Source organism: Streptomyces sp. NPDC046727 (genome assembly GCF_040645635.1).
Classification (GTDB): domain Bacteria; phylum Actinomycetota; class Actinomycetes; order Streptomycetales; family Streptomycetaceae; genus Streptomyces.
Map to the genome: position 1 here is coordinate 93,991 of NZ_JBEYYR010000023.1, position 20,944 is coordinate 114,934.

Annotated in this window: 17 protein-coding genes and 1 tRNA gene; 10 read left to right on the top strand and 8 right to left on the bottom strand. The window is 70.5% G+C overall.

Annotated elements, in window-relative coordinates; all coding sequences use genetic code 11:
- Window positions 1-452 precede the first annotated feature (452 nt).
- The gene (gene hisC / locus ABZ937_RS26255) at window positions 453-1,532 is read left to right on the top strand and encodes a histidinol-phosphate transaminase (RefSeq protein WP_361695759.1); all 1,080 of its coding nucleotides are present in this window, start codon (window positions 453-455) and stop codon (window positions 1,530-1,532) included.
- Window positions 1,533-1,545: 13 nt separating this feature from the next.
- Here the strand turns inward: hisC and ABZ937_RS26260 are convergent, their stop codons facing one another.
- Window positions 1,546-1,923 carry a cyclophilin-like fold protein gene (locus ABZ937_RS26260; RefSeq protein ID WP_361695805.1) on the bottom strand — a complete coding sequence of 126 codons (378 nt, stop codon included), beginning with the start codon at window positions 1,921-1,923 and terminating at the stop codon, window positions 1,546-1,548.
- Between the two features lie 209 nt (window positions 1,924-2,132).
- Here ABZ937_RS26260 and ABZ937_RS26265 point away from each other — a divergent pair, with 209 nt between their 5' ends.
- The 3 genes from ABZ937_RS26265 to cydD are packed head-to-tail and all read left to right on the top strand — an operon-like array spanning window position 2,133 to window position 8,426.
- The gene (locus tag ABZ937_RS26265; protein ID WP_361695760.1) at window positions 2,133-3,641 is read left to right on the top strand and encodes a cytochrome ubiquinol oxidase subunit I; all 1,509 of its coding nucleotides are present in this window, start codon (window positions 2,133-2,135) and stop codon (window positions 3,639-3,641) included.
- Window positions 3,642-3,657: 16 nt separating this feature from the next.
- Window positions 3,658-4,677 carry a cytochrome d ubiquinol oxidase subunit II gene (gene cydB / locus ABZ937_RS26270; RefSeq protein WP_361695761.1) on the top strand — a complete coding sequence of 340 codons (1,020 nt, stop codon included), beginning with the start codon at window positions 3,658-3,660 and terminating at the stop codon, window positions 4,675-4,677.
- A gap of 50 nt (window positions 4,678-4,727) precedes the next feature.
- Window positions 4,728-8,426, top strand: a complete 3,699-nt coding sequence (cydD, locus tag ABZ937_RS26275; RefSeq protein WP_361695762.1) for a thiol reductant ABC exporter subunit CydD — start codon at window positions 4,728-4,730, stop codon at window positions 8,424-8,426.
- An 82-nt stretch (window positions 8,427-8,508) separates the two neighbouring features.
- Here cydD and ABZ937_RS26280 read toward each other — a convergent pair whose 3' ends face one another.
- From ABZ937_RS26280 to ABZ937_RS26300, 5 genes are all read right to left on the bottom strand, one after another.
- The gene (locus ABZ937_RS26280) at window positions 8,509-9,438 is read right to left on the bottom strand and encodes an HAD hydrolase family protein (protein ID WP_361695763.1); all 930 of its coding nucleotides are present in this window, start codon (window positions 9,436-9,438) and stop codon (window positions 8,509-8,511) included.
- Between the two features lie 71 nt (window positions 9,439-9,509).
- Window positions 9,510-10,412, bottom strand: coding sequence for an LLM class flavin-dependent oxidoreductase (locus ABZ937_RS26285; RefSeq protein ID WP_361695764.1), 903 nt, complete (start codon window positions 10,410-10,412; stop codon window positions 9,510-9,512).
- A gap of 92 nt (window positions 10,413-10,504) precedes the next feature.
- Window positions 10,505-11,053 (bottom strand): RNA 2'-phosphotransferase, encoded by a 549-nt coding sequence (locus tag ABZ937_RS26290; protein WP_361695765.1) that lies wholly within the window; start codon window positions 11,051-11,053, stop codon window positions 10,505-10,507.
- A 198-nt stretch (window positions 11,054-11,251) separates the two neighbouring features.
- Window positions 11,252-13,006: an SDR family oxidoreductase gene (locus ABZ937_RS26295; RefSeq protein WP_361695766.1), complete on the bottom strand. Its 1,755-nt coding sequence runs from the start codon at window positions 13,004-13,006 to the stop codon at window positions 11,252-11,254.
- On the bottom strand, window positions 13,003-13,845 hold the full coding sequence (locus ABZ937_RS26300) for a M24 family metallopeptidase (RefSeq protein ID WP_361695767.1): 843 nt from the start codon (window positions 13,843-13,845) through the stop codon (window positions 13,003-13,005). The genes ABZ937_RS26295 and ABZ937_RS26300 overlap by 4 nt, the downstream gene beginning before the upstream one ends.
- 292 nt (window positions 13,846-14,137) lie before the next feature.
- Here ABZ937_RS26300 and ABZ937_RS26305 point away from each other — a divergent pair, with 292 nt between their 5' ends.
- The 6 genes from ABZ937_RS26305 to ABZ937_RS26330 all read left to right on the top strand — a co-directional run bounded on the left by ABZ937_RS26305 (window position 14,138) and on the right by ABZ937_RS26330 (window position 18,317).
- Window positions 14,138-15,103 carry an ABC transporter ATP-binding protein gene (locus tag ABZ937_RS26305; protein ID WP_361695806.1) on the top strand — a complete coding sequence of 322 codons (966 nt, stop codon included), beginning with the start codon at window positions 14,138-14,140 and terminating at the stop codon, window positions 15,101-15,103.
- Window positions 15,093-16,001 carry an ABC transporter permease gene (locus ABZ937_RS26310; protein ID WP_361695768.1) on the top strand — a complete coding sequence of 303 codons (909 nt, stop codon included), beginning with the start codon at window positions 15,093-15,095 and terminating at the stop codon, window positions 15,999-16,001. The genes ABZ937_RS26305 and ABZ937_RS26310 overlap by 11 nt, the downstream gene beginning before the upstream one ends.
- Window positions 15,998-16,909 (top strand): ABC transporter ATP-binding protein, encoded by a 912-nt coding sequence (locus tag ABZ937_RS26315; protein WP_361695769.1) that lies wholly within the window; start codon window positions 15,998-16,000, stop codon window positions 16,907-16,909. The genes ABZ937_RS26310 and ABZ937_RS26315 overlap by 4 nt, the downstream gene beginning before the upstream one ends.
- Window positions 16,910-16,919: 10 nt before the next feature.
- The gene (locus ABZ937_RS26320) at window positions 16,920-17,639 is read left to right on the top strand and encodes an ABC transporter permease (RefSeq protein ID WP_361695770.1); all 720 of its coding nucleotides are present in this window, start codon (window positions 16,920-16,922) and stop codon (window positions 17,637-17,639) included.
- A gap of 68 nt (window positions 17,640-17,707) precedes the next feature.
- Complete coding sequence (locus ABZ937_RS26325) at window positions 17,708-17,959, top strand: hypothetical protein (protein ID WP_361695771.1); 252 nt, start codon at window positions 17,708-17,710, stop codon at window positions 17,957-17,959.
- A 255-nt stretch (window positions 17,960-18,214) separates the two neighbouring features.
- Window positions 18,215-18,317, top strand: a tRNA-OTHER gene (locus tag ABZ937_RS26330).
- 15 nt (window positions 18,318-18,332) lie between these two features.
- Here ABZ937_RS26330 and ABZ937_RS26335 read toward each other — a convergent pair.
- Window positions 18,333-19,133, bottom strand: coding sequence for an HAD family hydrolase (locus tag ABZ937_RS26335; protein WP_361695772.1), 801 nt, complete (start codon window positions 19,131-19,133; stop codon window positions 18,333-18,335).
- Window positions 19,130-20,407: a serine--tRNA ligase gene (serS, locus tag ABZ937_RS26340; protein ID WP_361695773.1), complete on the bottom strand. Its 1,278-nt coding sequence runs from the start codon at window positions 20,405-20,407 to the stop codon at window positions 19,130-19,132. Before serS ends, ABZ937_RS26335 begins: the two co-directional genes overlap by 4 nt.
- Between the last annotated feature and the right edge of the window lie 537 nt (window positions 20,408-20,944).

A 20,944-nucleotide genomic window follows, 5' to 3' on the forward strand; every position in this document is an offset into this window, starting at 1 on the left:
GGCGAGCCGATAGTAGGGCTCATGCGGTGGGGTAGTGCGGACGCATATGCACGCGTTGACAGGCACGTTTCTGCATGGTCATGGGGGGTCAACCTCCTTGGAATGAAAGGAAGTTGACTGCTTCAATAGTAAGACGTGACTTGTCAACGCGTGTGGGCCTGCCAAGTGCCCGATGTCTCGAAGAGGTCTCAACTCACCTTCACGGGGGATGCGCGCCACGGCGCAAGCCACCGGCGCGTAGATATATGTACGGCGCGCCCCCCGAAACGTACGCCTTCGTACGGTGATGCCCTTGATGCCGGTGGGAGTGCGGGACGCAGCTCGTCCTGGGAGGGTGCCCGCACTCCTGGCCCTCACGCACCTGTACGCAGCGGCGCCGAATCCTCATAAGGTGAGGAGTATTGGAAGCCGGCGGTGTCGACGGGTCGCCGGTGGTCGTGAGGAGGACTGCGGTGAGCGAGACGAGCCCCAAGCTGCGCGCCGAGCTGGAGGGTATCCCCACCTACAAGCCGGGCAAGCCGGCCGCGGCCGGCGGTCCGGTCGCCTACAAGCTGTCTTCCAACGAGAACCCGTACCCGCCGCTGCCGGGTGTGCTGGAGAGCGTGTCGGCAGCGGCCTGTGACTTCAACCGCTACCCGGACATGGCCTGCACCGGGCTGATGAACGAGCTGTCCGAGCGCTTCGGCGTGCCGCTCTCCCACCTGGCCACCGGGACCGGTTCGGTGGGTGTCGCCCAGCAGCTGATCCAGGCCACCAGCGGCCCCGGTGACGAGGTGATCTACGCCTGGCGGTCCTTCGAGGCGTACCCGATCATCACGCAGATCAGCGGGGCCCGGTCGGTGCAGGTGCCGCTCACGCCGGGCGATGTGCACGACCTGGACGCGATGGCGGAGGCGATCACCGACCGGACGCGGCTGATCTTTGTCTGCAACCCCAACAACCCGACCGGCACGGTGGTGCGGCGGGCCGAGCTGGAGCGGTTCCTGGACCGGGTGCCCAGCGATGTGCTGGTGGTCCTGGACGAGGCATACCGGGAGTTCATCCGCGACCCCGAGGTGCCCGACGGCGTCGAGCTGTACCGGAAGCGGCCCAACGTCTGTGTGCTGCGGACCTTCTCCAAGGCGTACGGGCTGGCCGGGCTGCGCGTCGGTTTCGCGATCGCCCATGAGCCGGTGGCGGCGGCGCTGCGCAAGACCGCGGTGCCGTTCGGGGTGAGCCAGCTCGCGCAGGAAGCGGCGATCGCCTCGCTGCGGGCCGAGGACGAGCTGCTGGGCCGGGTCGGCTCGCTGGTGTGCGAGCGCACGCGCGTGGTCGACGCGCTGCGGGCCCAGGGCTGGACGGTGCCGGAGACGCAGGCCAACTTCGTGTGGCTGCGGCTGGGGGAGCGTACGGTCGCGTTCGCGCAGGCCTGTGAGCAGCACGGTGTGGTGGTCCGGCCGTTCCCGGGCGAGGGTGTGCGGGTGACGGTCGGAGAGGCCGAGGCGAACGACATCTTCCTGAAGGTGGCGGAGGCGTTCCACAAGGGCCTGTAGCCCGGCGGGAGCGCTACTCGTCGATCAGTTCCACGCGGATGGGGTCGCCGTCTCGTACGGTCGCCAGGAGGCGAGCGTCCCCATCCAGGCTGCCGAGGACGTTGCACGGGCTCGCGAGGCGGCACTCGTCACCTCGCGAGATCGGCGTGGGCCCGTAGGGGAGGGCGAGTGCGTCGCCGTCCGTCCAGAAGGCCACCGTGCCGGGCTCCACGATCTGACGGGCGTCCGTTTCACGGGAAACAGAGACGCCTGTGTCGAAATACACCTCCTCACCCCATGTGTGCGCGGTCGAAACAAGAGGCAGCGCCTTGGCGAGGGCCTGTGCGGTCGGGGTGCTTGCGTCGAGGGTCGCGGTGATGTTGCCCGCGGGCCAGGAAATGCGTATCTGCATGGCGCGCAATTCAACAAGATGTTGAAGTCGCTGCCAAGGTCTTGACGGGAAGGCAGAGGGGGGACCCCCCTTCCGCGGCCGAAAATCAGTGCGTCATAATGGCTTGTGAATGTGAACGCGTTCACAAGCGCGTCCCGTTTGCTCCTGTATGTGTGCCGTAAAAGGGGCAAACCGCCGCTGTACCACGGCGTAGTAAGGAGAGTGACGACGTGGACCTGGCTTTGGCGCCGGAGACACTGGCGCGCTGGCAGTTCGGCATCACCACCGTCTACCACTTCCTGTTCGTCCCGCTGACGATCTCCCTGGCCGCGCTCACGGCCGGGCTGCAGACGGCCTGGGTGCGCACGGAGAAGGAGAAGTACCTCAGGGCGACGAAGTTCTGGGGCAAGCTCTTCCTGATCAACATCGCGATGGGTGTGGTCACCGGCATCGTGCAGGAGTTCCAGTTCGGCATGAACTGGTCGGACTACTCGCGCTTCGTCGGTGACATCTTCGGTGCCCCGCTCGCCTTCGAGGCGCTGATCGCGTTCTTCTTCGAGTCCACGTTCATCGGCCTGTGGATCTTCGGCTGGGACAAGCTGCCGAAGAAGATCCATCTGGCCTGCATCTGGATGGTCTCGATCGGCACGATCCTGTCGGCGTACTTCATCCTCGCGGCCAACTCCTGGATGCAGCACGCGGTCGGCTACAAGATCGACAAGACCAGGGGGCGGGCCGAGCTGACCGACTTCTGGGCCGTGCTGACCCAGAACACGGCCCTCACCCAGGCTTTCCACACCCTGTCGGCGGCCTTCCTGACCGGTGGCGCCTTCATGGTGGGCATCGCCGCCTACCACCTGGCCCGCAAGAAGCACATCCGCGAGATGAAGACCTCGCTGCGGCTCGGCCTGATCACCGTGGTCATCGCCGGTCTGCTCACCGCGATCAGCGGCGACACGCTCGGCAAGGTCATGTTCAAGCAGCAGCCGATGAAGATGGCCGCCGCCGAGGCGCTGTGGGACGGCCAGAAGCCGGCACCGTTCTCGATCTTCGCGTACGGCGATGTGGAGAAGGGCCACAACACCGTGGCCATCGAGATCCCGGGCCTGCTGTCCTTCCTCGCCGACGACAACTTCACCTCGTACGTTCCCGGCATCAACGACGTCAACAAGGCCGAGCAGCAGAAGTTCGGGCCCGGTGACTACCGGCCCAACATCCCCGTCACCTTCTGGGGCTTCCGCTGGATGATCGGCTTCGGCATGGCCTCCTTCGCCATCGGGCTGGCCGGGCTCTGGCTGACCCGCAAGAAGTTCATGCTGCCGCAGCATCTGCGGGTCGGCGACGACGAGGTGCCGCACCTGGTGCTCCTCAAGAACAAGGCGCTGGGCCCGAAGCTCACCTCCTGGTACTGGCGCATCGCGATCTGGACCCTGGCCTTCCCGCTGATAGCCAACTCCTGGGGCTGGATCTTCACCGAGATGGGCCGCCAGCCGTGGGTCGTCTACGGCGTCCTGCAGACCCGGGACGCGGTCTCCCCCGGTGTCTCCCAGGGCGAGGTCCTCACCTCGATGGCCGTCTTCACCGCGCTGTACGCGATCCTCGCCGTGGTCGAGGTCAAACTGCTCGTGAAGTACGTCAAGGCCGGCCCGCCCGAGCTGACCGAGGCCGACCTCAACCCGCCCACGAAGATCGGCGGCGACACGCGTGACGCCGACAAGCCGATGGCCTTCTCGTACTAGGCCGGGGGGAACAGTCATGGAACTTCACGACGTCTGGTTCGTTCTCATCGCCGTCCTGTGGACCGGCTACTTCTTCCTGGAGGGCTTCGACTTCGGAGTCGGCATCCTCACCAAGCTGCTGGCCCGCGACCGGCCCGAGCGCCGGGTGCTGATCAACACCATCGGCCCCGTCTGGGACGGCAACGAGGTATGGCTGCTCACCGCGGGCGGCGCGACCTTCGCCGCCTTCCCGGAGTGGTACGCCACCCTCTTCTCCGGCTTCTACCTGCCGCTGCTGCTCATCCTGGTCTGCCTGATCGTCCGGGGTGTCGCCTTCGAGTACCGGGCCAAGCGGCCGGAGGAGAACTGGCAGCGCAACTGGGAGACGGCGATCTTCTGGACCTCGCTGCTCCCGGCGTTCCTGTGGGGCGTGGCCTTCGGGAACATCGTGCGAGGCGTGAAGATCGACCGGAACTTCGAGTACGTCGGCAGTGTCTGGGATCTGCTGAACCCCTACGCCCTGCTCGGTGGTCTGGTGACGCTCACGCTGTTCACCTTCCACGGGGCGGTGTTCACCGCGCTCAAGACCGTCGGAGACATCCGGGTGCGAGCGCGCCGGCTGGCCCGGTGGGTCGGCCTGGTCGCGGCTGTCGTGGGGCTCGCGTTCCTGTTGTGGACGCAGGCCGACAGCGGCGACGGCAAGAGCCTGGTGGCTCTGATCGTGGCCGTCGTCGCCCTGGTGGCCGCTCTGGGGGCCAACCAGGTCGGACGGGAAGGTTGGGCGTTCGCCCTGTCCGGCGCCACCATCGTGGCACTGGTGGCGATGCTCTTCCTGTCGCTCTTCCCGAACGTCATGCCGTCCACGCTGAACGGGGACTGGAGCCTGACGGTCACCAACGCCTCGTCGAGCCCGTACACCCTGAAGATCATGACGTGGTTGGCGGCCATCGCCACACCGCTCGTGCTGCTCTACCAGGGGTGGACGTACTGGGTGTTCCGCAAGCGGATCGGTACGCAGCACCTCGCTCCTGAGGCTGCTGCCGGCACCGCGCACTGAGTCCGCCGAGGGTGTGTTTCACGTGAAACACACCCTCTGGGCCGAAGGGCATGTTTCACGTGAAACCAATCGATCCGCGTCTTCTGCGGTACGCCCGCGCCACCCGCCTCTTCCTGGTGGCGGTCATCGGTCTGGGAGCCGTCGGTGCCGGGCTGGTCATCGCTCAGGCGATGCTTGTCGCCGAGGTGGTCGTCGGCGCGTTCCAACATGGGCAGTCGGTCACTGAACTGCGCACTCCCCTGCTGCTGTTGGCCGCCGTGGCCGTGGGTCGAGCGGCTGTCGCGTGGCTCACCGAACTCGCGGCCCACCGTGCGAGTGCGGCCGTGAAGTCGGAGCTGAGGGGGAGGCTTCTCGACCGGGCGGCTGCGCTCGGTCCGGGGTGGTTGAGCGGGCAGCGGACCGGTTCGCTGGTCACCCTGGCCACGCGCGGGGTCGACGCCCTGGACGACTACTTCTCGCGGTATCTCCCGCAGTTGGGGCTTGCCGTGGTCGTGCCGGTGGCGGTGCTGGCGCGGATCGTCACCGAGGACTGGGTGTCGGCGGCGATCATTGTCGGCACCCTGCCGCTGATTCCGCTCTTCATGGTGCTGATCGGCTGGGCGACCCAGTCCCGGATGGACCGTCAGTGGCGGTTGCTGTCCCGGCTGTCCGGTCACTTCCTGGACGTGGTCGCGGGTCTGCCCACGCTGAAGGTGTTCGGCCGGGCGAAGGCGCAGGCCGAGTCGATCCGCCGGATCACCGGCGAGTACCGGCAGGCCACTCTGCGGACCCTGCGGATCGCGTTCCTCTCCTCCTTCGCGTTGGAGTTGCTGGCCACGCTGTCCGTCGCCCTGGTCGCCGTGACGATCGGCATGCGGCTCGTCCACGGGGACATGGACCTCTACATCGGCCTGGTGATCCTGGTGCTGGCGCCCGAGGCCTATCTGCCGTTGCGGCAGGTGGGGGCGCAGTACCACGCGGCGGCGGAGGGGCTCGCCGCGGCGGAGGAGATCTTCACCGTGCTGGAGACGCCGGTGCCGGTGTCCGGTACCGACGCGGTGCCTGCGGGTGCGGTGACCTTCGAGGGGGTCGGTGTCCGCTACCCCGGGCGTTCGGTGGATGCCGTGTCCGGTGTCTCCTTCTCCGTCGAGCCCGGCGAGACCGTTGCGCTGGTCGGGCCGAGCGGGGTGGGCAAGTCGACGCTGCTGAGCGTGCTGCTGGGGTTCGTACGGCCGAGTGAGGGGCGGGTGCGGATCGGGGGCGCCGATCTTGCCGGTCTGGATCTGGCGGAGTGGCGGTCGCGGGTCGCGTGGGTGCCGCAGAGGCCGCGTCTGTACGCCGGTTCCATCGCGGAGAACGTGCGGCTGGCCCGGCCCGAGGCCGACGACGGCGCCGTGCGGCGGGCTCTGCGGGATGCGGGGGCGCTGGAGTTCGTGGAGGCGTTGCCGGAGGGTGTCGACACGGTGCTCGGGGAGGACGGGGCGGGGCTGTCGGCGGGGCAGCGGCAGCGGCTTGCGCTGGCCCGGGCGTTTCTCGCGGACCGGCCTGTGCTGTTGCTGGACGAGCCGACGGCTGCGTTGGACGGGGCGACGGAGGGGGACGTCGTGGCGGCTGTGCGGAGGCTTTCGGCGGGGCGCACGGTCTTGCTCGTCGTGCATCGGCCGGCGTTGTTGGGGGTGGCCGATCGGGTGGTACGGCTGGAGGGGGCCGAGTCTGCGCGGTACCCGGTACTCGCGTGGCCCCCCGTGCGGCTCCGCCCCGTGGACCCCCACCCTCGCCCACCCGCCACCCGACTCGGCGGGCCGGACGGTGTGCCGGCAGGGCCTCGGGCTGCTGAGCTGGACGGTGAGCCGATCAGGACGGCACTCGGTGCGGTGGAAGGCGCGCACGCGGGATCTCGGCTCGGTCGGGTCGATGGGCGGGCGGAGGAGTCTCGCCTCGGGGAGCTGGACGGCACGTCGGCGAGGGCTTCGGGCGGGCTGCCTGTTGGTGGGGCGGTCGGGGGGAGTCGGGGGCGTGGGGCCAGTGTGTTGGGGCGGGTTCGGGGGCTTGGCGGTGGATGGCGTGGGCGGCTCGCCGGGGCCCTGGTGCTGGGGAGTCTCGCGTTGGGGAGTGCCGTGGGGTTGATGGCGACCTCAGGGTGGCTCATCTCGCGGGCCTCGCAGCAGCCGCCGGTGCTCTATCTGATGGTGGCCGTGACCGCCACGCGGGCCTTCGGGATCGGGCGGGCCGTCTTCCGGTACGCCGAGCGGCTGGTGTCGCACGACGCCGTCCTGCGGATGCTGGCCGACACCCGGGTCGCGGTGTACCGGCGACTGGAGCGTCTGGCACCCGCCGGGCTGCGCGGTGCCCGGCGCGGTGATCTGCTCACCCGGCTGGTCGCCGACGTGGACGCGTTCCAGGACTACTGGCTGCGCTGGCTGCTGCCCGCCGCGGTCGCCCTCACCGTCTCCGTCGCCTCCGTCGGCTTCACGGCCTGGCTGCTGCCCGAGGTCGGCGCCGCCCTCGCGGCGGGCCTGCTGGCGGCCGGCGTCGGTGTCCCCCTGATGACCGCGACCGCGGCCCGGCGGACCGAGCGCCGGCTGGCGCCCGCCCGAGGAGTGCTCGCGACTCGCGTGACCGATCTGCTCACCGGCACCGCCGAGCTGACCGTCGCCGGTGCCCTGCCGGCCCGTACGGACGCGGCCCGGCGCGCCGACGGCACCCTCACCCGGATCGCCGCGCGCGCCGCCGCCGTCACCGGGCTCGGTGACGGGCTGACCGCGCTGATCTCCGGGCTGACCGTCACGGCCACCGCGGTGTGCGGCGCCCAGGCGGTGGCCGCCGGCCGGCTGAGCGGCGTGGCGATGGCCGTGGTCGTACTGACCCCGCTGGCCGCCTTCGAGGCCGTCCTGGGGCTGCCGCTCGCCGTGCGGTACCGGCAGCGGGTGCGGCGCAGCGCGGAGCGCGTGTACGAGGTCCTGGACGCCCCCGAGCCCGTACGCGAGCCCGAGTCGCCCCGGCAGGCGCCCGTCTCGCCGTTCCCGGTGGTCGTCAAGGGGCTGGTCGCGCGGTACGCAGGGCAGCGGCGGGAGGCGCTCGCCGGGCTGGATCTGACGCTGGAGCAGGGGCGCCGGGTCGCCGTCGTCGGGGCGTCCGGTTCCGGCAAGACGACCCTCGCCCAGGTGCTGGTGCGGTTCCTGGATCCGGAGGCGGGCTCGTACACGCTCGCCGGTGTGGACGCGTGCGCGCTCGACGGGGACGACGTACGGCGGCTCGTCGGGCTGTGCGCGCAGGACGCGCATCTCTTCGACAGCTCGGTGCGCGAGAACCTGCTGCTGGCCAGGAAGGACGCCACCGAGGCCGAGCTGCGCGGAGCGCTGGCCCGGGCCCGGCTGCTGGACTGGGTGGACTCGCTGCCCGACGGTCTGGACACGCTCGTCGGTGAGCACGGGGCGCGGCTGTCCGGGGGGCAGCGGCAGCGGCTGGCACTGGCCCGCGCGCTGCTGGTCGGCTTCCCCGTGCTGGTCCTGGACGAGCCCGCCGAGCATCTGGACCTGCCGACGGCCGACGCGCTGACCGCCGATCTGCTGGCCGCCACGGAGGGCCGTACGACGCTGCTGATCACCCATCGGCTGGCGGGGCTCGACGCGGTGGACGAGGTGGTCGTGCTCGACGCGGGCCGCGTGGTGCAGCGGGGGCCGTACGAGCAGCTCATCGCCGAGGACGGGCCGCTGCGGGAGATGGCCCGCCGGGAGGCAGAGGCGGAGTCGCTGGTGGGGGCGCGGTGAGGAGCCCGGTGAGAAGCCCTGGGCGATTGCGCTCGGGGCACGCCCGCCGCACCTCCGGGAGAGCGACCGCGGTACGGGCGCGCTACGGCACCCGGTTCGCGAGCAGCTGCTCGATCACCACCGCCACACCGTCGTCGTTGTTGGCGACGGTACGGCCCGACGCGGCGGCGAGGACGTCCGGGTGGGCGTTGCCCATCGCGTACGACTGGCCGGCCCAGGTCAGCATCTCGACGTCGTTGGGCATGTCCCCGAAGGCCACGACCTCCTCGTGCGAGATGCCCCGCTCGGCGCAGCACAGGGCGAGGGTGCTGGCCTTGGAGACGCCGGGACCGCTGAGTTCGAGCAGGGCGCTGGGGCTGGAGCGGGTGACGTTGGCGTGATCGCCGATCGCCAGGCGGGCCAGGGTGAGGAAGGCGTCGGGGTCGAGGGAGGGGTGGTAGGCGAGGATCTTGAGCACGGGCTGGTCGGCGTCGGGGCCGTCGGGCGCGAGCAGTTCCTCGGCGGGCAGGAGGTTGTCGGGTATCTCCATGTGCAGCTTGGGGTAGTCCGGCTCCTGGTGGAAGCCGTACGTCTGCTCGACCGCGAACACCGTGCCGGGGGCCGCGTCGCGCAGCAGTCCCACGGCCTTCAGGGCGTTCTCCCGGGCCAGCTCGCGGATCTTCACGAACCGGTGGGCGCCGGGGCCGCCGTGCAGGTCGACCACGGCGGCGCCGTTGCCGCAGATCGCCAGGCCGTGGCCGTGGACGTGGTCGCTGACGACGTCCATCCAGCGGGCCGGGCGACCGGTGACGAAGAAGACCTCGATCCCGGCCTCCTCGGCGGCGGCCAGCGCGGCGACGGTTCTCGGGGAGACCGACTTGTCGTCGCGCAGCAACGTTCCGTCGAGGTCGGTGGCGATCAGTCGCGGCGGTGGGCCGGCGGCCGTTCCCTGGGCGAGCGAGGTCGCGAGCGTGGGGTCGGACGGGGTCCCGGTCTGCCTGGTCGCTGAGGTCACCCGGCCATTCTCGCGCATATGCCAGCTCGGCCGTGCGGGACTGCGCACAGATGAGTCGTCGGATTCGTCACGGTGGCCGCTCAGGTGCGTCATGGCAGCTGGGCGAGGGCCTCCATGGCGATCCGCTCGAAGACCTTGTCGTCCGCGGCGAAGTCGGAGTCCGGGATGGGCCAGTGGATCACGATCTCGGTGAAGCCCAGTTCCTGGTGGCGGCCGGCGAATTCCACGAAGGCGTCCAGGGACTCCAGCGGCCGGTTGCGGTCCGGGGTGAAGCCGGTGAGCAGGACCTTGTCCAGCTCGGCCACGTCCCGCCCGGCGGCCTCGCACGCCTGCGACAGCTTGCCGAGCTGCCCGCGCAGGGCCTCGACGGACTGCTCCGGCGTACCGGTCTCGTACAGCTTCGGGTCGCCGGTGGTCACCCACGCTTGGCCGTACCGCGCGGCGAGCCGGAGGCCGCGCGGGCCGGTGGCCGCCACCGCGAACGGCAGCCGCGGTCGCTGCACACAGCCCGGGATGTTCCGGGCCTCGTGCGCCGAGTAGAACCGGCCCTCGGAGGTCACCGCGTCCTCGGTGAGCAGCCGGTCGAGCAGGGGGACGAACTCGGCGAGCCGGTCGGCGCGCTCGCGCGGGGTCCACGGCTCCTGGCCGAGGGCGGTCGCGTCGAAACCGGTGCCGCCCGCGCCGATGCCGAGGGTGATCCGGCCGCCGGAGATGTCGTCCAGGGAGATCAGCTCCTTGGCGAGGGTGACCGGGTGGCGGAAGTTCGGGGAGGTGACCAGCGTGCCGAGGCGCAGCCGGTCGGTGGCCGCGGCGGCGGCCGTCAGCGTCGGGACGGCCCCGAACCAGGGGCCGTCACGGAAACTGCGCCAGGACAGGTGGTCGTAGGTGTACGCCGTGTGGAAGCCGAGCTGTTCGGCGCGCACCCAGGCCGCACGGGCGCCCTCGTGCCAGCGGCGGTACGGCAGGATCACGGTGCTCAGACGCAGACTCATGCGTTCGAGGGTAAGCGGCCCCACGGACAACGGGTGAAGCGGTCACCGTGCGCGGCTGATCGGCGCCATGGGGTGAAGGGGGCCTGGGGGCCTCAGCGAGGGCCGGGAAAGCGCAGGTAGCGCGGGGGTACGGCCGCGGTCAGCCAGACGCCGTTGGCGCTGATGTGGAACACATGGCCGTCGCGATGCATGGCGCCGGAGTCGACGGCGAGCACCACGGGGCGGCCTCTGCGGGCCCCGACACGGGTGGCGGTCTCCCGGTCGGCGGAGAGGTGGACGGCGTGCCGGGCCATGGGCCGCAGGCCCTCCGCGCGGATCGCGTCCAGGTACGCGGCGACAGTGCCGTGGTAGAGGTACGGCGGTGGGGTCGCCGGGGGCAGGCCGAGGTCGACCTCGATGCTGTGGCCCTGGCTGGCGCGGATTCTGCCGCCCTCGATCACGAAGCGCTGCTTGTCGTTCACGGCGACCACGTGATCCAGTTCCTCGCGCGTGAACCGGAATCCGTGGGCCGTGGCCGCGGCGATCAGGGCGTCGATCTCCACCCAGCCGCCCGGGTCGGGCGTGAGCCCGATGCGTTCGGGCTGGTGGCGCAGGTGCCGGGAGAGGTATTTGGACACTTTCACGGTGCGTCGTTCGTCCATGCGTCCAGGGTGTGGGAGAGACGCGGATCACGCACATAGTTTTCGCCCGCAGGTTTGATCCACAACCAAATCCAGTTATCCACAAGGGAATTGGCGCGGTTGTGGACAACTGGCATGCGTTTCAGGATGTTTCGTGAACGCCTGTGCGGGCGTGGGGCGATGCGCCAAGATCGTCCGAAGCTCTCTCCCCCGGTCCTCTCACAACCTCGGTTCGACCCGTGCGACCCTCCTCAACAGCCCCGGCGCGAAGCGCGACAGCAGATGCGCGCCCCGGGCCTCCGGAGTCACCGGTGCCACCGCCCTGTTGTGGATCACCGCCTCAAGGATCGCGTCGGCCACCTTCTCCGGCGGGTAGTTGCGCAGCCCGTACAGGCGGGCCGACCGCTGCCGGCGGCGCTGCTGCTCCGTCTCGTCGACGCCCGTGAAGCGGGCCGTGGAGGTGATGTTGGTGTTGACGAAGCCCGGACAGACCGCGGTGACGCCGATGCCCTGGGCGGCCAGTTCGGCGCGCAGGCACTCGGAGAGCATCAGCACCGCCGCCTTGGAGGTGCTGTAGGCGGGAAGCGCCCGCGAGGGCTGGTACGCCGCGGCCGACGCGATGTTGACGATGTGGCCGCCCTGACCGCGCTCGGCCATGCGTGCCCCGAAGAGCCGGCAGCCGTGGATGACGCCCCACAGGTTGACGTCCAGCACCTTGCGCCAGTCGTCGGTCGTCGTGGCGAAGAAGGAGCCCGACAGACCGATGCCCGCGTTGTTGACCAGCACGTCCAGCACCCCGTACTCGCGGTGGACCTTCTCCGCGAGCTTCTCCATGGCCTGCTCGTCGGAGACGTCGGCCGGCTCGGCCCAGGCCTCGGGGGCGCCGACCAGCCGGGACAGCTCGGCGGTGCGGGCGGCGGCCTCGGCGTCGCGGTCGACGGCGATCACGCGCGCGCCGGCCTCCGCGAAGGCGAAGGCCGTGGCCCGGCCGATGCCGCTGCCCGCGCCGGTGACCAGCACCAGCTGTCCGCCGAACCGGTCGGCATGGCGGCCGGTCGCGGCCGGCTCGGGACGGCCGCCCGCCACGGACGTCACGAACTCCTCGATCCAGGCGGCCACCTGGTCGGGACGCGTGCGCGGGATCCAGTGCTTGGCCGGGAGCGTGCGCCGGGTCAGCTGGGGCACCCAGTGCTCCAGGTCGTCGTACAGCCGCTCCGAGAGGTACGCGTCCCCCTGGGGCGTGATGAGCTGCACGGGCGCGTGTGCGTACGCGTCCGGGCGCGGCCTGCGCATCCGGGCGCGGACGTTGTCGCGGTACAGCCAGGCGCCGTGGACCGCGTCGGAGGGCAGGGAGGCGGTCGGGTAGTCGCCGCCGGGGACCCGCTCGACGCGCTCCAGGATCTTCGGCCAGCGCTTGCCGAGCGGGCCGCGCCAGGCCAGCTCCGGCAGGGCCGGCGTGTGCAGCAGGTACACGTACCAGGACTTGGCGCCCTGGCCGAGGAGCTGGCCCACCCGGCGGGGCGTCGGACGCTTCACGCGCGCCTCGATCCAGTGCCCGAAGTGGTCCAGGGACGGCCCGGACATCGAGGTGAAGGAGGCGATACGGCCCTCCGTGCGGCCCACCGTGACGAACTCCCAGGACTGCACCGACCCCCAGTCGTGCCCGACGAGGTGCACCGGGCGGTCCGGGCTGACCTCGTCGATGACGGCGAGGAAGTCGTCGGTGAGCTTGGCGAGGGTGAAGCCGCCGCGCAGCGGCCGCGGGGCCGTGGAGCGGCCGTGGCCCCGGACGTCGTACAGGACCACGTGGAAGCGGTCCGCCAGCCGGACGGCCACCTCCGACCAGACCTCCTTGCTGTCCGGGTAGCCGTGCACCAGCACCACCGTCGGCTGCGCCGGGTCGCCCAGCTCGGCGACGCACAGCTCGACCCCGCCGGTCCGCACCCAGCGCTCACGCGCGCCCTTCAGTGTCACTTCTCCTCCGCCCAGCGCCGCACGTGCGGCAGATCGTCGTCCAGCCAGAACGCGCTCTCCCCGGGGTCCCGGGAGTCGGTGACCACCAGGATCTCCTCGAACTTCGCGCCCGTACCCCGGAAGCCGAGGTGCGGTTCGACCGCCCACAGGCCCGGCTGCGGCGGGTGGTCCGAGAAGCGGTACGGCGACCACAGCGGCGACCAGCCCTCGCGGTGGCCGTGCAGCGCGTCGGCGGCCAGGCCCTTCAGGGACTGTGTGCCGAACCCGAACAGACGGGGGGAGAAGCGGCGCTGCCTCACCCGGTCCACCTTGTGGGCGATCACCCCGAAGGGGTAGGCCCGGTGCCGGTTGGCGTAGCCCTGGCGGACCATGAGCCGGTCCACGTCCTGGTAGATCTCGCGCAGCGGGCGCCGCTCGCGCACCTCGCGCAGGATCAGCTCCCGGTGCGCCTCCAGGTCGGCCATCAGCCGGTCCTGCACCGGGTTCACACCCAGCGAGCCCGAGTAGCCGATGTCCGCCGTGTGACCCTCGTACACGGGCGCCATGTCCAGGATGAACGGCATCCCCGGCTCCAGCGCGCGGTCGGTCGGGAAGAACTGCAGCGGAACCCGGAAGTTCACGAACGCCGTGCGGTCCCCGAACCAGGCGAAGGGGAGATGGAACCAGTCCCGCACCCCGCGCTCGCGCAGCCACTCGCGCTGCATCCGCGCCGCCTCGCGCTCGGTCACGCCCGGTTCGAGACGGGCCGCGACCGCCTCCGCGCACTCGTACGCGAGGCGCTGCACCGTCCTGAACCCCTGCAGCCCAGCGGAGAGTTCGCTGCTCACTGCCGTCGTCATGCCGCCCCGTCCCGTCGCCCTGCCGACTCGTCCGTCGCCCGGCGACTCGTCCTGTCGACTCGCCCCGTCGACCCGGTACTCGTCCGTAACTTGGCACTGGTGAATGTGGCAGTTGTTAGAGGCGGCGTCAATAGGCGGGATCAAGGGCTGTGGACGACGGCCGTCCGATGGCTCCTCGGCCACCCTGGGGTGGGTGACCCCTAGGGCCCCGTAATACCTGGGTCTGAGGAGGAAACGGCTCTGAGGTCTGACGACCGACGTGGTCCGGATCACTACCGTCGAAGGCGTGACTGTGATCGCGACCGAAAGCCTGAGCAAGCGGTTCCCCCGGGTGACCGCGCTCGACCGGCTGTCCGTGGACATCGGGCCCGGTGTGACCGGACTCGTCGGGGCCAACGGCGCCGGCAAGTCCACCTTGATCAAGATCCTGCTGGGGCTGTCCCCCGCCACGGAGGGCCGCGCCGAGGTGCTCGGCCTCGACGTCGCCACCCAGGGCGCCGCCATCCGCGAGCGCGTCGGGTACATGCCGGAGCACGACTGCCTGCCGCCCGACGTCTCGGCCACCGAGTTCGTCGTCCATATGGCGCGCATGTCCGGCCTGCCGCCCGCCGCCGCCCGCGAGCGCACCGCCGACACCCTGCGCCATGTGGGGCTGTACGAGGAGCGCTACCGCCCCATCGGCGGCTACTCGACCGGCATGAAGCAGCGGGTGAAGCTCGCCCAGGCCCTGGTGCACGACCCGCAGCTGGTCTTCCTGGACGAGCCGACCAACGGCCTCGACCCGGTCGGCCGCGACGAGATGCTCGGCCTGATCCGCCGCATCCACACCGACTTCGGCATCTCGGTCCTGGTCACCTCGCACCTGCTGGGCGAGCTGGAACGCACCTGCGACCACGTCGTCGTCATCGACGGCGGCAAGCTCCTGCGCTCCAGCTCCACCACGGACTTCACACAGACCACGACCACCCTCGCGATCGAGGTCACCGACAGCGACGCCCACCCCGACGGCACCAGCGCGGTCCGCGAGGCGCTCCACGCGCGCGGGGTCGAGACCCTCGCGGAGGCCGGCGGGCTGCCCGGCGCCGGACACATCCTGCTGCTGACCGCCACCGGCGAGGAGACGTACGACCTCGTCCGGGACGTGGTCGCCGACCTCGGCCTCGGCCTGGTGCGCATGGAGCAGCGCCGGCACCACATCTCCGAGGTGTTCACCAGCAGCGACGAAGAGCGGAAGGAGGCCGTCGGCCATGGCGGTTGAGCATCCCCCGGCAATGCCCGCCGGCGACCAGTCCCGCATCCACGACATCGGCTACCGCGGCTACGACGGCCCCCGCCTCGGCCGCGCCTACGCCCGCCGCTCGCTGTACTCGCAGTCCCTGCGCGGCGCCTACGGCCTCGGCCGCTCGGTGAAGTCCAAGGTGCTGCCGATGCTGCTGTTCGCGGTGATGTGCGTGCCCGCCGCCATCATGGTGGCCGTCGCCGTCGCCACCAAGGCGCACGAACTGCCGGTGACCTACACCCGGTACGCGATCATCATGCAGGCCGTGATCAGCCTGTACGTCGCCTCGCAGGCGCCCCAGGCCGTCTCCCGCGACCTGCGCTTCAAGACGGTACCGCTGTACTTCTCGCGGCCCATCGAGACCGCCGACTACGTCCGCGCCAAGTTCGCGGCGCTCGCCTCGGCGCTGTTCGTCCTGACCGCCGCACCCCTGCTCGTGATGTACGTGGGCGCGCTGCTGTCCAAGATGGGCTTCGCCCACCAGACCAAGGAATTCGCACAGGGACTGGTCTCCGTGGCCCTGCTCTCACTGCTCTTCGCCGGCATCGGCCTGGTCATCGCCGCCTTCACCCCGCGCCGGGGCTTCGGCATCGCCGCCGTCATCGCCGTACTGACCATCTCCTACGGCGCGGTGTCCACGCTCCAGGCCATCGCCTTCACCCAGGACAGCAACGGCGCCATCCCGTGGATCGGCCTGTTCTCGCCGATCACGCTGATCGACGGCGTGCAGTCCGCCTTCCTCGGCGGAAACTCCGCCTTCCCCGGCGGGGTCGGCCCGTCGGACGGCGAGGGCGTGGTCTACGTCCTGTTCGTCCTCGGCCTGACCGCCGCCTGCTACGGCCTCCTGAACCGCCGCTACAAGAAGGTGGGACTGTGACCACGCTCAGCATCGACCACGTCTCGCGCTGGTTCGGCAACGTGGTCGCCGTCAACGACATCACCATGACCATCGGCCCCGGCGTCACCGGCCTGCTCGGCCCCAACGGTGCCGGAAAGTCCACGCTCATCAACATGATGGGCGGCTTCCTCGCCCCCTCCACCGGCACGGTCACCCTGGACGGACAGCCGGTCTGGCGCAACGAGAAGATCTACCAGCACATCGGCATCGTCCCCGAGCGGGAGGCGATGTACGACTTCCTCACCGGCCGCGAATTCGTCGTCGCCAACGCCGAGTTGCACGGCCTCGGCGACAAGGCCGCCCAGCGCGCCCTCGCCACGGTCGAGATGGAGTACGCGCAGGACCGCAAGATCGCCACGTACTCCAAGGGCATGCGGCAGCGCGTGAAGATGGCGAGCGCCCTCGTGCACGAACCGTCGCTGCTCCTGCTGGACGAGCCGTTCAACGGCATGGACCCGCGCCAGCGCATGCAACTGATGGACCTGCTGAGGAAGATGGGCGACGAGGGCCGCACCGTGCTGTTCTCCTCGCACATCCTCGAAGAGGTCGAGCAGCTCGCCCGGCACATCGAGGTCGTCGTCGCCGGACGGCACGCGGCCAGCGGCGACTTCCGCAGGATCCGCCGCCTGATGACCGACCGCCCGCACCGCTACCTGGTGCGTTCCAGTGACGACCGCGCCCTCGCGGCGGCACTGATCGCCGACCCGTCGACGGCCGGCATCGAGGTCGACCACGCCGAGGGCGCCCTGCGCATCCAGGCCGTGGACTTCGGCCGCTTCACCGCCCTGCTGCCGAAGGTCGCCAGGGACCACGGCATCCGGCTGCTCACGGTCTCGCCGTCCGACGAGTCCCTGGAGTCCGTCTTCTCGTACCTGGTCGCGGCGTAGGAGGCCGAAGATGTACGACCCCACCGTCGCCCGGCTCACCTACCGGGCCCTGCTCGGCCGTCGCCGGGCCCTCATCCTCGGCGCGCTGCCGCTGCTGCTGATCGTGATCTCCGTGGCCGTGCGCGCCCTGACCGGAGCCGACGACCAGACGGCCACCGACGTCCTCGGCGGCTTCGCGCTCGCCACGATGGTGCCGATCATCGGTGTCATCGCGGGCACCGGCGCGATCGGCCCCGAGATCGACGACGGCTCCGTCGTCTACCTGCTGTCCAAGCCGCTCAAGCGGCCCACGATCATCTTCACCAAGCTGATCGTGGCCATCGCCGTGACCATGGTCTTCTCGGCCGTGCCGACCCTGGTCGCGGGCCTGATCCTGAACGGCAACGGCCAGCAGATCGCCGTCGCCTACACGGTCGCCGCGCTGGTCTCCTCCATCGCCTACTCGGCGCTGTTCCTGCTGCTGGGCACGGTCTCCCGGCACGCGGTGGTCTTCGGGCTCGTCTACGCCCTGGTCTGGGAGGCGCTGTTCGGCTCCCTGGTGCCGGGCGCACGCACGCTGAGCGTCCAGCAGTGGTCGCTGGCCGTCGCCCACAAGGTCGCCGGCGGGGACCTGGTGACCTCCGAGGTGGGCCTGACGACGGCCACCGTGCTGCTGGTGGCGGTCACCGTCCTGGCCACCTGGTACGCCGGGCAGAAGCTGCGGTCGCTGACGCTGGCGGGCGAGGAGTAGGCCCTTGACGGGGACTTCACCCCTGTCGGGGCAGACTGGGCAAAGCGGATACGGCTAGGAGGCCGGAGATGGCGGAGGAGACGCGGCGGGACGACGGACTCGGGCAGTGCGACGGGGATGCCGCCGACGCCTGGGACGGGGTCCTGCTGGACGAGGACTTCATACGGGCCGCCGACACCTCCGAGCCGTCCGCCCGGGCCCGGATGCTCGCCGCGCGCTGGCGGGCCGAGGCACCCGAGCCGCAGCCCTGGCGCTCGGACGAGCCGCCGGCGGGCTGGTTCTTCAGCAAGGCGCGCAGGCGCCGGTGGCGCCGCCGGTAGCAGCCCCCTCTTATTCGGTGGCGCCCAACTCGGCGGCGAGGCACAGTGGTTGTGCCCCGTCCGCCGGGATCGTCCCGGCGTCACGTACTGGGAGCGGAGGTGGGCGATGTCCATGCACGGCAGTACGCCCAGCTCCCGTCAGGGCAGTCCGAGGCCGGCTCCGGAGTAGATCGCTACCCCTCCGTGGAGCCACGGGAACTGCCCGGGGCGGCCGCTTCGAGCACGCGATGTCGCTCTCGCGTGGGCCGCCCACCCGGAGGATTGGCCGAGAGGCAAGGCACCGGCTTGCGCTGTGTTCGATCAGGAGCAAGTCGCGGTCGGGGGTAACCCCGCGCACGTTCGATCCGTGCATCCTCCGCAAGAAGCTGAAAGCTCAGCCCAGCAACCGCTCCAGCACCACCGCGATCCCGTCCTCCTCGTTGGAGGACGTCACCTCGTCGGCCACCGCCTTCAGTTCCTCGTGGGCGCCCGCCATGGCCACACCCCGGGAGGCCCAGGCGAACATCGGGATGTCGTTGGGCATGTCGCCGAAGGCGATCGTGTCGGCGGCCTTCAGGCCCAGGCGGCGGGCCGCCAGGGACAGGCCCGTGGCCTTGGACAGGCCGAGCGGGAGCAGCTCCACGATGCCCTCGCCCGCCAGGGCCACCGTGACGAAGCCGCCGGCCGCCTGCCGGGCCGCCTCCACGAGCTCGTCGTCGCCCATCGTCGGATGCTGTATGTAGATCTTGTTCAGCGGAGCCGCCCAGAGGTCGGACGCGTCCGTGAGCGGGGTCGACGGCAGTGTGCCCGTGACCGCGTAGCCCGGACCCACCAGCACCTCGCCGTCGAGGCCGTCCCGGCTGGCCGCCAGGTACAGCGGGCCCACCTCGGCCTCGATCTTGGCCAGCGCCACGCCCGCCAGCTGCCGGTCCAGGGTGACCGAGGTCAGCAGGCGGTGGGCACCGGCGTCGTACACCTGGGCGCCCTGGCCGCAGACGGCGAGGCCCTCGTAGCCGAGGTCGTCCAGGATGTGCCGGGTCCAGGGGACCGCGCGGCCGGTGACGACGATGTGCGCCGCGCCCGCCGCGGTGGCCGCGGCGAGCGCGTCACGGGTGCGCTGCGAGATCGACTCGTCGGAGCGCAGGAGCGTTCCGTCGAGGTCGGTGGCGATCAGCGGGTACGGGAAACCGGTCACTTGGAGACCGGTTCCAGGACCTCACGGCCGCCCAGGTACGGGCGCAGCACCTCGGGGACCCGGACGGACCCGTCGGCCTGCTGGTGGTTCTCCAGGATCGCCACGATCGTGCGCGGGACGGCGCAGAGCGTGCCGTTGAGCGTCGCCAGGGGCCGTACGGTCTTGCCCTCACGGACGCGGATGGACAGCCGGCGGGACTGGAACTCGGTGCAGTCCGAGGTCGAGGTCAGCTCGCGGTACTTGCCCTGGGTCGGGATCCACGCCTCGCAGTCGTACTTGCGGGCGGCCGAGGAGCCGAGGTCACCGGAGGCGACGTCGATGACGCGGAACGGCAGCTCCAGCGAGGTCAGCCACTGCTTCTCCCACTCCAGCAGGCGCTGGTGCTCGGCCTGCGAGTCCTCGGGAGCGACGTACGAGAACATCTCGACCTTGTCGAACTGGTGCACGCGGAAGATGCCCCGCGTGTCCTTGCCGTGCGAGCCGGCCTCGCGGCGGAAGCACGGGGAGAAGCCCGCGTACCGCATCGGCAGCTTGGCGGCGTCGAGGATCTCGTCCATATGGTAGGCCGCGAGCGGAACCTCGGAGGTGCCGACCAGGTACAGGTCGTCCTTGTCCAGGTGGTAGACGTCCTGGGCCGCCTGGCCGAGGAAGCCGGTGCCGGCCATGGACTGCGGGCGGACCAGCGCCGGGGTCAGCATCGGCGTGAAGCCGGCCGCGGTCGCCTGCGCCATCGCGGCGTTCACCAGGGCCAGCTCCAGCAGGGCGCCGACGCCGGTGAGGAAGTAGAAGCGGGAGCCGGAGACCTTGGCGCCGCGTTCGACGTCGATCGCGCCGAGCAGCTGGCCCAGCTCCAGGTGGTCCTTGGGATCGAAGCCCTCGGCACCGAAGTCGCGGATCGTGCCGTGCGTCTCCAGCGTGACGAAGTCCTCCTCGCCGCCGACGGGCACGTCGGGGTGGACGAGGTTGCCGAGCCGGAGCAGCAGCTCCTGGGTCTCGGCGTCGGCCGCGTCGCGCTCGGCGTCGGCGGCCTTCACGTCGGCCTTCAGCTGGTCGGCGCGCTTGAGGAGCTCGGCCTTCTCGTCGCCGGTGGCCTTGGGGATCAGCTTGCCGAGCTGCTTCTGCTCGGCGCGCAGTTCGTCGAAGCGGACGCCGGATGACCTGCGCCGCTCGTCGGCAGACAGGAGGGAGTCGACGAGCGCGACGTCCTCTCCACGGGCGCGCTGGGACGCGCGCACACGGTCGGGGTCCTCACGGAGCAGGCGAAGGTCAATCACGTGGCCAAGGCTACCGGTGCCGGGTCAGGGCTCACCAATCACTATTCGAGTTGTTCGGATTCGCGGCTTACGTTCCGTCGTGCGGTAATTGCCGAGCGTGTTCCGGCACTTTCGAGACACGTTCTCGGCTGTCCGTCGGCCGGGGGACACGTCGTGCGTCAAGGGAAAAGTGTCTCACTCCCTGGGACGAGGCACGTCCCAGGCGCCCGGTTGACCCGATTCCCTTGTGGAGAACGGGATTTGGCGGCCCGGTTGTCCACAGAAATCCACACCCCTCCGAAGAGTTATCCACAGGCTGTGTGGATGGTCTGTGGACTTCGGAATTGATCACGCCGGAAGCCTTGCACGGGCTGAAGAATTCCCGGGTCAAAACCCATCGACACCCACTTTCGGGTGGAAAACGGTCGCCCCGAAAGATGAACCAAAGGAAACGGGTGGACGAAGGGTGACTCGGGGGGCGGTGACCTCGCTCAGGGCTCCCAGGTCGATTTGTCGACGGGATGACCCTTCCCTGTCGACTTGTCCCCAGGTCGAGAA